This window comes from Arthrobacter sp. TJ-58, from assembly GCF_058269295.1.
Window position 1 is genome coordinate 866600 of sequence record NZ_JBZCNM010000002.1, and the last position, 14351, is coordinate 880950.

Below are 14351 nucleotides of genomic sequence, written 5' to 3' on the forward strand. Positions count from 1 at the left end.
GGTAAGAAATTTTTGCGGGGAAGAAGTACCGGGTTAGTTCAGGCCCAGGACACGGTTGGTGTCGCCGGTGAGTTCTTCCAGCAGGGATTCGTTCTCATTGAGCTTGACGCCGTAGCCCGGAATCATTTCCTTGATCTTCGGCTCCCAGCCGTCGAACTGGCGGGGGAAGGCACGCTTGAGCAGGTTGATCATGATCGGGGTGGCCGTGGAAGCACCCGGCGAAGCACCCAGCAGGGCGCCGATGGTTCCGTCCGAGGCAGTGATCAGCTCGGTGCCGAACTGCAGCACGCCGCCCTTCTTCGGATCCTTCTTGATGACCTGCACGCGCTGGCCGGCCGTGATGAGCTCCCAGCCTTCGGTGACCGCGCGGGGCATGAATTCCTGCAGTGCCTCGGTCTTGCCCTCGCGGGTCTTCATCACCTCGGTGACCAGGTACTTGACCAGGGACATGTTGTCCTTGGCGACGGCCAGCATCGGCACCAGGTTGCCCGGGCGCACTGACGCCGGCAGGTCCAGGAACGATCCCGTTTTCAGGAACTTGGGAGAGAAGCCGCCATATGGGCCGAACAGCAGCGACCGCTTGCCGTTGACAAACCGGGTGTCCAGGTGCGGAACGGACATGGGCGGTGCGCCGACGGAGGCCTGGCCATATACCTTGGCGTTGTGCCGGGAAATGATGGACTCGTCAGTGGAGCGCAGGAACTGGCCGGAGACGGGGAAACCGCCGAAGCCCTTGCCCTCGGGGATCCCGGAGGCCTGCAGCAGGTGCAGGGCGCCGCCGCCGCCGCCAATGAAGACAAAGCGGGCGGAAACGGTGCGGGACTCGCCTGTTGCGCGGTTCTTGACCGACACGTCCCAGCCGCCGGTGGAGGAACGGGAAACGTTGCTGACCTCGTGGCCAAAGTTCATTTCCACGCCGTTGGCGGCAAGGTAACCGGTCAGCTCACGGGTCAGGGCACCGAAGTCGACGTCGGTGCCTCCGACTACGCGGGAACCGGCCACGCGCTGGGAGGAGTCGCGGCCCTCCATGATCAGGGGAGCCCACTCCGCCAGCTTGGCGTGGTCTTCGGAGAATTCCATGGACTTGAACAGCGGCTGCGCGCTGAGCGACTCGTAGCGGCGGCGGAGGTACTCGGAGTGTGCGTCACCCCAGACAAAGCTCATATGCGGCAGCGGGTTGATGAAGTTGTTCGTAATGTGGCCGGAGGAGACCATGTGCGACCAGAACTGGCGGGAAACCTGGAACTGTTCGTTGATGCCCACCGCCTTGGCCGGGTCAACGGAGCCGTCGGCCGCTGCGGGGCTGTAGTTCAGTTCGCACAGCGCGGCGTGGCCGGTTCCGGCGTTGTTCCAGGGGTCGGAGCTTTCCAGTCCGGCGCGGTCGAGGCGCTCAAACAGGGAAATATCCCAATCGGGCTGAAGCTGCTTCACGAACGCCCCGAGGGTCGCGCTCATGATGCCGCCGCCGATCAGCAGTACATCGGTTTTAGTTGCGGACTTATCCGCCGGGCTATTAGCAGTCAACTTCGTATCTCCAGTCGCGAGGGCGCTAGCTCTAGAAGCGTATCGTCCCAAGCGTCCTTACTAAAATCACCTGCGGCCTGCAAGTTCCCTGTGAGGGGAACCGGCTACTGCTTCCGGAGCTCGATCCGGTTAAAGACTTCGTTGAGCAGCGGGGACGTGGGGTAGCTGGCCACCCGCGGTGAGAGTGCCAGCGCGGAGATGGGCAAGGCCAGCGGAATGGCCGGCACCCGGGTGGAAATGCGGTCTGCGATCGCCTTATACGCCTCCGCCTGTTCCGGTCCCGCCTTCAGGGTCCGTGCCCGGTCAATCTTGCTCAGCAGCTGCGTGTCGTCGTAGGCGAGCTCCTCGGTGTAGCTGCCAAAGAGGGTGCCCACAAAGTTGTCCGGGTCGTCATAGGTTCCGCTGACGCCGAGCAGGTGGAATGCGCGGTCCCCGCTGCTCTGCACCTTGTGCAGGTAGTCATCGGACCACTCCACCGGCACGGGCTTGATGTTGAATCCCGCCGCGGTGAGCTGCCGGCTGAGTTCGGCGTAGACACGCTCGGGGGTCGGCAGGTAGGCCCGCGTGACGTGGCGGGGGTAGTAGAAGGGCAGCTCGGCGCCGTCGTACCCTGCTTCCTTGAGCAGGTCCGCAGCTTTCTCCGGATCGTATCCGTAGCTCGTGACGGTTCCCGAGCTGACTCCGAGCTTTTCCGGCACAAACTGGTTGGCCTGCTTGGTGCCGTTGAGGAAGAGCCCGTCCAGGAGCGCGCCCTTATCAATGGCGTGGGCAACGGCCTGGCGCATCTTGAGGTTGTCCATGCCGGGGAAAGCCTCGTTGATGCCCAGGTACAGCACCGAATACGGATCCCGCTGCAGGATCTGCAGGCCGTTGCGGGCAAGGTCGTCCACATCGGCCACTGTGACCAGGTCATAACCGTCCACGTCGCCGTTCTTCAGGGCGCGGAGGCGGGTCTGGGGGTTGGCCATGGTGGAGAAGACCACGGTGGAGATCTGCCCCTGCCGGCCCCAATACCCCGGGTAGGCCGCGAGCCGGACCTCATCACCCTCCCAGGATTCCAAGGTGAACGGACCGGTTCCCACGGGGTGCAGGCCGTAGGCGGAAATCTTCTGGCCGTCTTTTTCCACACTGAGCGCGTCGGCAGTGTGCTGCTTCAGGGCCGCCGGTGAGGCCATGGCAAATTCCGGCGTGGCCAGGGCGGGAATGAACCCGGTCAGGCGCGTGGCCAGCTCCACCTGGACGGTGTATTCATCCACCGCGGTGCAGGCCTTGTAGACGGCGAGCTCCGGGCTGTCGGAAAAGGCGTTGAAGACGGCCTTATAGGCAAGGTTTCCTGATCCGCGGGCGGAAACCGGAAGGTTGTACCAGCGGTCAAAGTTGGCGCAGACGGCGTCGGCGTTAAAGGGTTCGCCGTCCTGGAACGTGACGTCCCTGCGCAGCTTGAACGTGTAGGTGCGTCCGTCCTCGGACTCCGTCCAGCTTTCGGCCAGCAGGGGAGCGGGTGCGGAGGTCAGCGGGTCAACGCCCACCAGGCCCTCCATGATCTGCCGGGTGACCCGGTGGCTTTCGGTGTCCGTGACCAGGAAGGGGTCCAGAGTGGACGGGCGGGCCGCAGTGGCGAAGGTGAAGGTGGCCTGCGGCGCTGATGCGGAGGGGCTGCCGGTGGGCGAGGCCGTGGCATTGCCGTCGGGAGGGGTGGCCGTGCATCCGGCGAGGGCCAAGGCGCCAAGCAGTGCACCGGCCCGGAGGAAGGAGCGGCGGCCCATGCCGGAATCTGTCACAGCGGTTATTCTCCTACGCTCCGTCAATGGGCGCGTCTGGTTCTCTTGGTTTTATGCGTGGATTTCCAGTCTAAATGATAAAAAAACAGGCACCCGCTGGTGAGACCCTGCTCACATTGGCGCGGTAAGTAGGGCAGGATAGGGAAATGACTGATATCAGCCTTGATTCACCCCTGCTTGAGGTGACCGATCTCGCGGTTAATTTCCGCACCACCGACGGTGAAGTCCAAGCCGTTAAGAATGCTTCCTTCAGCCTCCCGCGCGGAGGAACCCTGGCGATTGTGGGGGAGTCCGGTTCCGGTAAATCCACCACGGCCATGGCGGTAATTGGTTTGCTGCCGGGAAACGGGAAAGTGGCGGCCGGAAGCATCCGCTTCGACGGCACTGAGCTGGTGGGGATGCCTGAATCCAAGATGCGCGCCATCCGGGGCCGGTCCATAGGATTGGTGCCGCAGGACCCCATGTCCAACCTGAACCCGGTCACGAAGATCGGCACCCAGGTTGCGGAAACCCTGCTCGTCCACGGCATGGCCACCTCCAAGGATGTGGACCGCAAAGTCATTGAGGTCCTCACCGCCGCCGGGCTGCCGGACGCCGCCGAACGGGCGAAGCAGTATCCGCACGAGTTCTCCGGCGGCATGCGCCAGCGGGCACTGATCGCCATTGGCCTGGCCTGCCGGCCGCAGCTGCTGATCGCCGATGAACCCACCTCCGCCCTGGACGTGACGGTGCAGCGGACCATCCTGGACCAGATCGGAAACATGACGGAGGAGCTGGGCACCTCGGTCCTGCTCATCACCCATGACCTCGGGCTGGCAGCCGAACGTGCCTCCGAACTCGTGGTGATGCACCGGGGCCTTGTGGTGGAACACGGCCCGGCCCGGCAGCTGCTCGAAGATCCCCAGCACCCCTACACCCAGTCGCTGGTGGCCGCAGCGCCCAGCGTCGCCGCGGTGCGCCTGAGCCCGGGAGCCTTCAAGGCCCCGGCGGCACAGCGCCTGCGGCTCGCGGAGCAGGTGTATGCCGAACACGCGGACGGAGCAAGCCCGGGAGCGAACGACGGCGGTGCCCCGGCTGACGCGGTTCCGTCACCGAAGCACAGGGCCGGAGTGACCGCGGCGGGGCAGCCGGAAACCGCAGCGCCGGACAACATTGTGGAGATCCGGGACCTGACCAAGGTCTACAAAATCCGGGGCCGTTCCGAGGACTTCTACGCTGCCCGCAACGTGACGCTGGACATCCCCCGCGGGCGTACCGTGGCCATCGTCGGTGAATCCGGCTCCGGCAAGACCACCACTGCCAGGATGCTGCTGAAGCTGGTCGAACCCACCAGCGGCACCATGACTTTTGACGGAATCGACGTCGGGTCCCTGGAGAAGGCAAAGCTGAGGGACTTCCGGCAGCGGGTGCAGCCGATCTTCCAGGATCCGTACTCCTCCCTGGACCCCATGTTCACCATTGCGCGAATCCTGGACGAGCCGCTGAAAACCTACAAGCGCGGTTCCAAGAGCGAGCGCGAGGCCCGCGTGCGCGAGCTGATGGACCAGGTGGCGCTGCCGCATTCCATGCTGGGCCGCTACCCCGCGGAGCTCTCCGGCGGGCAGCGCCAGCGTGTGGCGATTGCGCGTGCTCTGGCGCTCAAGCCCGAACTGATCGTTTGTGACGAGCCGGTCTCTGCACTGGATGTCCTGGTGCAGGCGCAGATCCTGAAACTGCTGGGGGACCTGCAGGCAGAACTGGGACTGAGCTACCTCTTCATCTCCCATGACCTGGCCGTGGTGCGGTTGATCTCGGATTATGTCTGCGTGATGAAGGACGGTGAACTGGTGGAGGCGGCGTCGTCGGAGGAAGTCTTCTCCAACCCCCGCCACCCGTACACCCGCAAACTGCTGGCTTCGATCCCAGGCAACGAGCTGAACATCGGGGAAGACGAACTGGCTTCCTAATCTGCTCGACGAACGGAAAAGCGCCGCCCCTGTGAACAGGAGCGGCGCTTTTTTCGTGGTACGGACCGGCTATTTCTTCCGGGTCTTGGGATCCAGGGCCTCCCGCAGGGATTCGCCCAGCAGAGTGAATCCCAGGGCCGTGACGGCGATGCAGATGCCCGGCAGGAACGCCAGCTGCGGTGCCACGGCCAGTTCATTCTGTGCGTAGGTCAGCATCCGCCCCCACTCCGCCGTCTGCGGCTTGCCGCCGCCGAGGCCGAGGAAGGACAGGGCGGCGGCGTCAATGACAGCCGTCGCCAGGGTCAGGGTGCCCTGCACGATCACCGGACCCATGCTGTTGGGCAGCAGATGGCTCATGGTGATGGTGCGCCGGCTCAGGCCCAGGGACTGCGCCGAAAGGATGTAGTCGGCGCTGCGCTGGGAAATCATGGACGAGCGCAGCAGCCGGGCGAAGATCGGGATCTGGGAGACACCAATGGCGATCATGATGGCGTAGGTGTTCTGCCCCAGGATGGCGGCAATGCTCACCGCCAGCAGCAGGTTCGGGACGGAGAGCAGGATGTCCACGAAACGCATGATGACGTTGTCCACCCAGCCGCCGATTCCGCCGGCGATGATGCCCAGGAGCATGCCGCCCGCCAGTCCCAGCGCTGTGGAAATGACACCGATGATGAGTGAGGCGCGGGCGCCCCAGATGAGTTTGGACAGGACGTCGCCGCCGAACCGGTCCAGCCCCAGCGGGTAGGCGTCAATCTCACCGGGCCCGGGGATGGACGTGGGGGTGATGTCCGTCCGTCCCGGAAGATCGTCACCGCCGAACGGTGCCAGTACCGGTGCCAGAATGGCCACCAGGATGAACAGGCCGATAATCACGGCCCCGGCAATGGCCGCCGGATTGCGGCGCAGCCGCTTGAACGCGGAACGCCACATACCCGTTCCGCGGGTGTCGGCCTGGATCGGCGCTGCGGGCTCGTCGGGGCGGATGGCGCCGCCGGGAGCCGGTGGGAGAACTGTACTCATTGCACCCTCACCCTCGGGTCGATGAAGCCATAGGACACGTCAACGATCAGATTGATCAATGAATAGGCGATGGCGATGAAAATGATGAATCCCTGCAGCACGGGATAGTCCAGGTTGAAGATGGCATCACGCAGGAATCTGCCGATACCGCTGAAGGCAAATACCGTTTCCGTCAGCACGGCACCGGAAATCAGCAGGCCGGTCTGCAGTCCAATGGTGGTGGTCACCGGAAGCATGGCGTTGCGGAGGACGAACCGGCCGCGGATGGTTTTCTCCATCAGGCCCTTGGCGCGCGCGGTGCGCACATAATCAGCGCCCTGGACCTCCAGGACGGAGGCGCGGGTGATGCGCACAATGATCGCCAGCGGGATGGTGCCCAGGGCAATTCCGGGCAGGACCAGGTGCGTCAGCGCATCCCAGGACGCGTCCCATTCCCGGGTTAGCAACCCGTCCAGCACGTAAAAATCCGTGATGTGGGTGGCGTCAATGCGCGGATTCTGCCTGCCGTCCGGGGGAAACCAGGGGAGCTGGATGGCAAAAAGCCACTTCAGGATGAAGGCCAGGAAGAACACCGGGATGGTGATTCCCACGAGCGAAAGCACCACCGAGGAATGATCCCAGAAGCGTCCGTAGTGGGTTGCCGCGAGGTAGCCAAGCGGAATCCCGATGCCGATGGCAAAGATGAGCGCCACCACGGACAGTTCCAGGGTCGCGGGGAAACGGGTCGCGAACTCCTCCAGCACGGGCCGGCCGGTGACCGTGGAAACGCCGAAGTCGCCCTGCAGGAGCTTGCCGACGTAGACGAAGTACTGCTCCAGAAGGGGGCGGTCAAAGCCGTAGGCGGCGTTGATCCTTGCGATCGCTTCCGGTGTTGCTTTGTCGCCGAGCAGCGCGGTGGCCGGGCCGCCGGGAAGGCTGCGGACCCAGACGAACAACAGGATGGACAAACCGATGAGTGTGGGAATCAGCATGAGAAGACGTTTGCCGATGACTTGCAGCACAGGTGTCCTTTCTCAGCGTGGTAGAGGCGCTGGATGAAGGAAGGGAAACAGTGAAAGGGCCGGGATCTCCGAAGAGACCCCGGCCCTGTGCTGCTTACTTGTTGAGTTCGATCTTGTTAAACACTTCGTCATTCACCGGGCTGGCGGGGTAAGAAACCACGCGCTCGTTGAAGGCGAGTGAGGGAGCCGGGTGTGCCAGCGGAATGGCCGGTACAAACTCGGCGATGTCCTCGTTGATCTGCTCGTAGAGCGGAGTCTGCTCCTCGAGGCTGCTGACCTGGCGGGCTTCCTCCAGGGCATCGAAGATCTCCGGGTTGTTGAACCCGAACTCGGGCTTTTCGCCGCCGAAGAACACGCCGACAAAGTTGTCGGTGTCGTTGTAGTCGCCGGTCCAACCCAGCAGGTGGATGCCGTGGTCTTCGGAGGCCTGGACGCGGTCCAGGTAATCCGGGGACCACTTGTTCGGCTGCGGATTGACGGTGATGCCCACTTCTTCGAGCTGGGCGGTGATGTTGGTGTAGACCTGCTCCGGCGTCGGCATGTACGGGCGGGAGACTCCGGTGGGGTAGTTGAAGTCCACCGAGAAGCCGTCCGGGTAGCCGGCCTCGGCCAGCAGCGACTTGGCCTTCTCCGGATCGTAGTCGTACTCGGTCACGTCCTCGTTGTAGCCGTTGACCACGTCGGGGATGAACTGGGTGGCCACCTTGGTGCCCTCGGGCAGGGTCTGGTCCACCAGGGCCTGCTTATCGATCGCGTGGGCAATGGCCTGGCGCACCAGCGGGTTCGCCAGTTCCTCAACCTTCTGGTTCATGCCGAGGTAGAGGATGGTGAACGGCTCGCGGGCTATCACGTTGTACCCGGCGTCGGCCAGCGACTTTGTGTCAGCCGGAGCCACGAGGTCGTAACCGTCGATGGTGCCGGCCTCGAGGGACTGGCGGCGGGAGTTGGGATCGTCGATGACGCGGAAGATGATGTCCGTGACCTGGCCCTGCTCGCCCCAGTAGTCCTCATTGGCGGAGAGGGTGATCTGGTTGCCGACTTCCCAGTTCTCGAATTTGAAGGGGCCGGTTCCGGTGGGATGGCTCTTGGCGTACTCGGTCAGCGTGGGGGCCTCGGCCGTGCCGGAAGCTTCGTTGGCCGCGTACTGGTCCATCGCCGTCGGGCTCTGCATGGAGAAGGCCGGCAGGGACAGCGCGGCGATGAATCCGGCGAACGGCTTGGCCAGGGTCACTACCGCTTCGGTGTCACCGGTGGCTTCGCAGGACTCGTAGGTGGCGGTCTCCGGGGTATCGGAGAAGCCCTTGAACAGCTTGCTGTAGTAGTAGGCAAGGCTTTCAGCCTGCTGGATGCCGGTGAAGTTGTACCAGCGGTCAAAGTTGGCGCAAACGGCTTCGGCGTTGAAATCGGTGCCGTCGTGGAATTTGACGCCGTCCTGCAGCTCGAAGGTGTAGGTCAGTGCGTCCTCGGAAGTCTCCCAGGACTTGGCCAGCAGCGGTTCCGGATCCGCGGTTCCCGGCTTGACGCCAACCAGGCCCTCGAAGATCTGGCGGCTGACGCGGAAGGATTCGCCGTCGGAGGCGAAAGCCGGGTCCAGGGACTTGGGATCCGACGAGGCTGCGAAGACGAAGGTTCCGTCAACGTCCGACGACGCAGCGGCGTCGCCCGTTCCCTCCTCGCGCTCGCTCTGGGCGCAGCCGGAGAGAATCAGGGCGCTGAGGGCTATCCCCGTGGTGATGGCAGCGGCGCGCCGCTTTGGGCGGGAGCCGCTCATAGTTCGGCCAACAGGTGACATGGTCTTACTCCTCTGGGGCGAGAGATACCCGTGCAATAAGGCGGGTGCAGTGCGGTGCGTGGGGTCAATGTGTGTCGTGTGACACATACGTATGGACCGAGCCTAATGGGTGACGGGGATTACAAAGGTATTTGGACTCCCGGCAGGGTCACAATTTGGTCACGCAAAAGGCGGATACCCCGCGAGGGGTATCCGCCTTTAGCTTTGGCTGCAAAGGCCTGCTTGCCCGTGCCTTTGGGCTGCGCCGTTCGCGGAGATTACATCGACGGCATCAGGACGGTGTCCAGCAGGTACACGGTGGCATTCTTGGTCTGCACGCCGCCGCAAACCACTGCCGCATCATTGACCATCAGGCTGTCCCCGGAGCCGGTGACCTCAACATCGGCACCGTTGACCGTGGTGTACATGCCCGCAAGCTCGTCAGGCGTGACCTGGCCCGGAACCACGTGGTAGGTCAGGATGCTCGAGAGCAGGTCAGGATCGGTCTTCAGGGTTTCGAGGGTGGCCGGGTCCAGCTTGGCGAAAGCGTCGTCGGTGGGAGCGAAGACGGTGTATTCGGAGCTGTTCAGCGTGTCAACGAGGTTGACATCCGGGTTCAGCTGGCCGGAGACCGCAGCGGTCAGCGTGGTCAGCATGGGATTGTTGGAGGCGGCCGTGGCGACCGGGTCGAGGGACATTCCCTCGATGGAGCCTGCTCCTTCGGGCACTGCCGCAGCGTAGTCGGCGCAGCTTCCGCCCACCAGGTTGGCTGCCGGATCCGCACTCATGGATTCACTGGAGGTGGCGCCGGGGCTCATGGATTCGGAAGCGGAGGGGGACATGCTGGATTCCGAAGCCATGCCCGAGGAGGAGCTGTCGGAGGAGGTGTCGGAGGAGTCGGTGCTGCAGGCGGCCATGCCCAGCATGGAGACAGCGGCGATTCCGAGGATGGACATGTTCCGGCGGGTCTTGAAAGCCATTGTTTTTCTCCTTCTGGCGAGGACCCGCACGGCGGGGCCTCCTGGTTGGTGTGAATACCTCTTGGTGCGAGGTCTCAGAAGGTCTTCGGCCCGGCTGCGGAGCCGGATGGGTGCAGTGCCGGAAAAGTTTTTGGGTGTGCCGCCGACGGCTGCGGATCCGGCCGCAAAGCCGCCGGCTCCCTAGGCAAACACCCTCGGCGAACAATGGTTAAAAAGAAAAACACCCCGGTCCGAAGACCGGGGTGTTTTCTATGTTGCGACTCATCCGTGAACAATGTCTCGGACCATTCCAATGGTGCGCGAGGAGGGACTTGAACCCACACGTCCGAAGACACTGGAACCTAAATCCAGCGCGTCTACCAATTCCGCCACTCGCGCCCGGAATTACGCCGCCGCCGCATTTAAGGCGGAAAGCCGTAAAACCAGCCTCCAGTCTACCTGAGGTTTAGGCGAGTCCAAGATCGCGGGACAGCTTGGCCACATGGCCGGTGGCCTTGACGTTGTACTGGGCGAGGGAGACCTTGCCGTCCGGGTCCACCACCACGGTGGAACGAATGAGGCCCTCATACGTTTTGCCGTAGTTTTTCTTCTCGCCCCACGCACCGTACGCCTCGGCCACGGCGTGGTCCGGGTCGGAGAGCAGGGGGAAGTTGAGGTTCTCCGCCGCCGCGAATTTTTCGAGCTTCGGCACCGGATCGGGAGAAACTCCGACGACAGCGTACCCGGCATCCTGGAGGCTGTTCAGGTTGTCACGGAAGTCACAGGCTTCCTTGGTGCAGCCGGGAGTGGCTGCAGCCGGGTAGAAGTAAATAATTGTGCTGCGGCCGCGGAAACCCTCGAGTGAGACGGAAGCAGAGTCCGTTGCCGGAAGGGTGAAATCGGGGGCAGTATCACCGGGGGACAGGCGGGGCATAGGTCACTCCTTGGTATCGATGGAAGATCCGGCTGTGTCACAGGGCGACAGTGCACGGCCAAGGTGGCTATCCTAGTATGTGGTGGGTTTTGTAGGTTATCCGAATGGCCACTGAATCCTCACCCTGAAAGGAAGAGTTCTGTTTTATGCCCGATATGGAGCACTGGCCCACAGGTCGCCTGTTGTCAACGGCGGCACGCCTGGTTGAACACGCCTGGAACGAGAGGCTTGTTCGAATCGGCGTGACCCATGCGGGAGTAATCGCGCTGGGAGTTCTTGACTCCCAGGGACCCATGACCCAGGCGCAACTGGCTCAGATCGTCCGCGTTCAGGCACAGACAATGGGTAAGACCCTCTCCCGGCTGGAAACTCACGGGCACGTGGTCCGCGTCCGCAATGATCTGGACCGGCGGAGCCACATGGTGTCCATTACGCCGCAGGGCATTGACGTTTTGCATGAGGCGCAGGACATCGAGAGCACACTTATTGATGGTGGGGAGCTGATGTCCGAACAGCTGCGCGGCCAGCTTCGCAATGTCATCAGGGAGCTTGGAAACCCGCGCTGGCAGTTGGCTGTGGATGTTCCCGGCCTGCCAATTCCCGTGGTTCCGCAGGAAGCAGTTGCCCCAACGGCACAGGAGCCTGTCTCCGATGAAGCCGTTAACGGTGCAGACGCGAAAGCCGCCGAGAGCGCCTAAGGCTTTTTGTGCAAAGGCACGTCCCGCAACGGGGCGTGCCTTTTGCTTTGCCCGGCGGTGCGGCGCCGGAGCTTGAAGCAACAAAGTGCCCGCACAACAAAAGAGCGGCCCCGCCGGTTTTCACCGAGCTGAGCCGCTCCTTGCTTTTGGTGCACCCCCCGGGACTTGAACCCGGAACCCTCTGATTAAGAGTCAGATGCTCTGCCAATTGAGCTAGAGGTGCATCTGCTGCGTTACCGCCTCCCCGGTAAAACCGGCGATTTGTCATCCGCAACGACAAACAACACTACCAGCATTTTATGGGTTCCGCGAACGCAGGGAGCCTCAAATCGTGCAGTGAGATGCAGGTCATAGGATGCGGGTGCAGTTTTGGGGCCGGCGTCAATCAGGAGGCGGTGCTGCGGATGATCGAGCCGGGGGAGGAAGGGACAGGTAGCAAGGGCCAGACCAACCCGGGCCACCAGGGAATGCCGGCATGCCAGGGGCTGCAGGCAAAAGGAGGTGGACAACAAAAAACCCCGACCGATCGGCGTGCTGCCGATGAGTCGGGGTTTTGATTGGTGCACCCCCCGGGACTTGAACCCGGAACCCTCTGATTAAGAGTCAGATGCTCTGCCAATTGAGCTAGAGGTGCATTTTGTTTAGTAGTGCAAGCCGAACTTTTCTGCTCGATTTGCTCTCCGCAACGACATGAAACACTACCAGTACTTCTCCCCAAAAGAAAAATCGATGGGAAATTCAGGGCATCGGATCCCCCGGTTCCGTTGCCTGCGGGCCTGTGCCCGGGGGGACCACGAGCTCCACGGGGCTGCCGTCCCAGTCTTCGCTGTTATCCACCAGCCAGGTCCGCGACGGCAGACCGGCACTGCCGCCGCCCCCGGCTGCGGGATCCTCAGGGCCGGAATCTGTTTCCGCGGGCGTCTGGGCAGCTGTGGCTGTCACGGAATCCCTGGGTACAGGCGTAACCGGCAATGCCGGGGGCAGGGCTTTCTCCACCACGCCGTTGTGCAGCAACCGGCGCAGCACCGACGCCGCCGCGGTGAGTGCCGCTGCAGAAACGGCGGCGGATGCAAACAGGGACGAACGTTTCACGTATCTGCTCTTCCGGACTCTCCCGCAACTGGAAACCACTGCGGGGACAAAGGGGGACAAAGGGGAAACGAAGGGGAGGCGGTGAGGCACTACCGGCTCGGTCTTTGACGTTACGGTTGGTTTCCGTCCCCTGTCCAGAGGTCCGCGGACAGTTGGGCCTTCGGCACTAGGCTGTCAGGCATGACTGAGCAACTTCGTCCCGTGCAGACCATTACCGTTCCCAGCGAAGACCTCCTGGAGTCGCTGCGCCCCCTGCCCGAAGGCATCCGGGCCGGTGTCTGGGATCTGGCCGGGGAACCGCAGGGGCTGGACTACGGCGAGATCGACGCCGTCGTGCTGCCGTATGCTGCCGGCCGCAATTGGCGCCAGGCCTTGGACCGGGTACCCGGGCTGAAGATGATCCAGGCCCAGACCACCGGTTATGACGGGCTCCCGGAGCTGGTGGGACCCGACGTCGCCATCGCCAGCGCAGCGGGGGTGCATGCTGCAGGCACTGCGGAGCTGGCACTGACCCTGATGCTTGCCAGCCTGCGGGGCATTGACGACGCCGTGCGGAACGCGCAGAGCGGAACCTGGAGCAGCCGGCGTTATCCCGGCCTCGCGGACCGCCGCGTGCTGATGGTCGGCGTGGGCGGCATCGGCGCCGCGATCGCCCAGCGGCTCGAGCCCTTCGAAGTGGAGCTGACCCGGGTGGGAACCAGGGCCCGGACCGATGAGCGCGGAACGGTCCACGGAACCGATGAACTCGTGGAGCTTGCCCGGACCGCGGAGGTGCTCGTGGTCATCACGCCGCTGACCGGCCAGACCCGGCACCTCATCGGCAGGGAGGTCCTGGCGGCACTGCCGGACGGTTCCCTCGTGGTGAATGTGGCCCGGGGCCCGGTGGTGGACACGGAGGCACTCACCGCAGAGGTGCTTTCCGGCAGGCTGCATGCGGCGCTCGACGTCGTGGATCCCGAGCCGCTGCCGGCCGATCACCCGCTGTGGAAGGCGCCCAACGCCATCATCACCCCGCACGTCGGCGGAAACACCGAAGCCTTTGTGCCGCGCATCCAAAAGCTGCTGAAGGAGCAGGTGGGCCGCCTTGCCCGCGGCGAGGAACCCGAGAACCTCGTTCGACCCGGCCCCTGGGCCTAACCGGCCGCCGTGCCGGCCGGGAGAAGTCAGCCCAGGGTCAGGAAATGCTCCAGGAAGGACTCAAAGTCCTCCAGGTCGGCGTCCTGTTCAATGACCCTGCCGGCCTCGCCGTCATCGGGAAGCGGGGCGCTGGCCCGAACCTGGAAACGGAAGATGCGGCCGGTGTTCGTCCCCACCTCGTAGTCTCCGGCCTCCACTTCCTCGGTGTGTGAAAGGTTGGTCGAGTTTACTGCCGTGGGTGCTTCCAGACCGGACAGGGTGCCGGTGGAGAAGGGTGCGAAGACCAGCTCGGCGGGGCGCCAGCGGTAGCCCACGACGTAGAACGTGTCGGCTCCGTCCCCGCCGGGACCTGCGCACACGAGGTTGTAATCGCCGTAGTTGGGAATCTGCGACTCGAACACATGCCGGAGCACAGCCTTGATCTCATCGCTGGAGGGCTGGTTGCGGGGTTCTGGTGCCGAGGTCATGCCCCCAGTCTATGAACACCG

General features: G+C 63.6%; 12 protein-coding genes and 3 tRNA genes. 3 read left to right on the plus strand and 12 right to left on the minus strand.

From position 1 onward, the window contains the following. Nucleotides 1–33: 33 nt before the first annotated feature. Together AC4D2W_RS10250 and AC4D2W_RS10255 are read right to left on the minus strand one after the other, a co-directional pair. Complete coding sequence (locus AC4D2W_RS10250; RefSeq protein WP_490926772.1) at nt 34–1524, minus strand: malate:quinone oxidoreductase; 1491 nt, start codon at nt 1522–1524, stop codon at nt 34–36. Between the two features lie 104 nt (nt 1525–1628). Continuing rightward, entirely contained in the window at nt 1629–3305 is a 1677-nt protein-coding gene (locus AC4D2W_RS10255) for an ABC transporter substrate-binding protein (protein ID WP_490926773.1), read from the minus strand. A gap of 146 nt (nt 3306–3451) precedes the next feature. Between AC4D2W_RS10255 and AC4D2W_RS10260 the strand changes: the two genes are divergently transcribed. Continuing rightward, nucleotides 3452–5251 carry a dipeptide ABC transporter ATP-binding protein gene (locus AC4D2W_RS10260; RefSeq protein WP_490926774.1) on the plus strand — a complete coding sequence of 600 codons (1800 nt, stop codon included), beginning with the start codon at nt 3452–3454 and terminating at the stop codon, nt 5249–5251. A 69-nt stretch (nt 5252–5320) separates the two neighbouring features. Here the strand turns inward: AC4D2W_RS10260 and AC4D2W_RS10265 are convergent, their stop codons facing one another. From AC4D2W_RS10265 to bcp, 6 genes are all read right to left on the minus strand, one after another. Next, nucleotides 5321–6271: an ABC transporter permease gene (locus AC4D2W_RS10265; RefSeq protein WP_490926775.1), complete on the minus strand. Its 951-nt coding sequence runs from the start codon at nt 6269–6271 to the stop codon at nt 5321–5323. Continuing rightward, nucleotides 6268–7272, minus strand: coding sequence for an ABC transporter permease (locus AC4D2W_RS10270; RefSeq protein ID WP_490926776.1), 1005 nt, complete (start codon nt 7270–7272; stop codon nt 6268–6270). Before AC4D2W_RS10270 ends, AC4D2W_RS10265 begins: the two co-directional genes overlap by 4 nt. 94 nt (nt 7273–7366) lie before the next feature. Continuing rightward, entirely contained in the window at nt 7367–9064 is a 1698-nt protein-coding gene (locus AC4D2W_RS10275; protein WP_490926777.1) for an ABC transporter substrate-binding protein, read from the minus strand. A gap of 257 nt (nt 9065–9321) precedes the next feature. Next, nucleotides 9322–10023, minus strand: a complete 702-nt coding sequence (locus AC4D2W_RS10280; RefSeq protein ID WP_490926778.1) for a fasciclin domain-containing protein — start codon at nt 10021–10023, stop codon at nt 9322–9324. A gap of 293 nt (nt 10024–10316) precedes the next feature. Then, nucleotides 10317–10401 (minus strand) — tRNA-Leu (locus tag AC4D2W_RS10285). A gap of 67 nt (nt 10402–10468) precedes the next feature. Further along, nucleotides 10469–10936: a thioredoxin-dependent thiol peroxidase gene (gene bcp, locus AC4D2W_RS10290; protein WP_490926779.1), complete on the minus strand. Its 468-nt coding sequence runs from the start codon at nt 10934–10936 to the stop codon at nt 10469–10471. Nucleotides 10937–11082: 146 nt separating this feature from the next. Between bcp and AC4D2W_RS10295 the strand changes: the two genes are divergently transcribed. Continuing rightward, nucleotides 11083–11634 (plus strand): MarR family winged helix-turn-helix transcriptional regulator, encoded by a 552-nt coding sequence (locus AC4D2W_RS10295; RefSeq protein ID WP_490926780.1) that lies wholly within the window; start codon nt 11083–11085, stop codon nt 11632–11634. A 147-nt stretch (nt 11635–11781) separates the two neighbouring features. Here AC4D2W_RS10295 and AC4D2W_RS10300 read toward each other — a convergent pair. From AC4D2W_RS10300 to AC4D2W_RS10310, 3 genes are all read right to left on the minus strand, one after another. Beyond that, a tRNA-Lys gene (locus AC4D2W_RS10300) sits at nt 11782–11857 on the minus strand. Nucleotides 11858–12192: 335 nt separating this feature from the next. Beyond that, nucleotides 12193–12268: transfer RNA gene (locus AC4D2W_RS10305), tRNA-Lys, on the minus strand. A gap of 104 nt (nt 12269–12372) precedes the next feature. After that, entirely contained in the window at nt 12373–12726 is a 354-nt protein-coding gene (locus tag AC4D2W_RS10310; RefSeq protein WP_490926781.1) for a hypothetical protein, read from the minus strand. Nucleotides 12727–12906: 180 nt separating this feature from the next. Between AC4D2W_RS10310 and AC4D2W_RS10315 the strand changes: the two genes are divergently transcribed. After that, a complete protein-coding gene (locus tag AC4D2W_RS10315; RefSeq protein ID WP_490926782.1) occupies nt 12907–13863 on the plus strand; it encodes a 2-hydroxyacid dehydrogenase in 957 nt (318 codons plus the stop codon). Between the two features lie 26 nt (nt 13864–13889). Here AC4D2W_RS10315 and AC4D2W_RS10320 read toward each other — a convergent pair whose 3' ends face one another. Continuing rightward, complete coding sequence (locus AC4D2W_RS10320) at nt 13890–14330, minus strand: hypothetical protein (protein ID WP_490926783.1); 441 nt, start codon at nt 14328–14330, stop codon at nt 13890–13892. Nucleotides 14331–14351: the final 21 nt, after the last annotated feature.

Excerpts from the sequence above, each read along its gene's own strand:
- AC4D2W_RS10260 (WP_490926774.1), top strand. The coding sequence starts at position 3,452 with ATGACTGATATCAGCCTTGATTCACCCCTGCTTGAGGTGACCGATCTC.
- AC4D2W_RS10265 (WP_490926775.1), bottom strand. The coding sequence starts at position 6,271 with ATGAGTACAGTTCTCCCACCGGCTCCCGGCGGCGCCATCCGCCCCGAC.
- AC4D2W_RS10275 (WP_490926777.1), bottom strand. The coding sequence starts at position 9,064 with ATGTCACCTGTTGGCCGAACTATGAGCGGCTCCCGCCCAAAGCGGCGC.
- AC4D2W_RS10280 (WP_490926778.1), bottom strand. The coding sequence starts at position 10,023 with ATGGCTTTCAAGACCCGCCGGAACATGTCCATCCTCGGAATCGCCGCT.
- bcp (WP_490926779.1), bottom strand. The coding sequence starts at position 10,936 with ATGCCCCGCCTGTCCCCCGGTGATACTGCCCCCGATTTCACCCTTCCG.
- AC4D2W_RS10295 (WP_490926780.1), top strand. The coding sequence starts at position 11,083 with ATGCCCGATATGGAGCACTGGCCCACAGGTCGCCTGTTGTCAACGGCG.
- AC4D2W_RS10315 (WP_490926782.1), top strand. The coding sequence starts at position 12,907 with ATGACTGAGCAACTTCGTCCCGTGCAGACCATTACCGTTCCCAGCGAA.
- AC4D2W_RS10320 (WP_490926783.1), bottom strand. The coding sequence starts at position 14,330 with ATGACCTCGGCACCAGAACCCCGCAACCAGCCCTCCAGCGATGAGATC.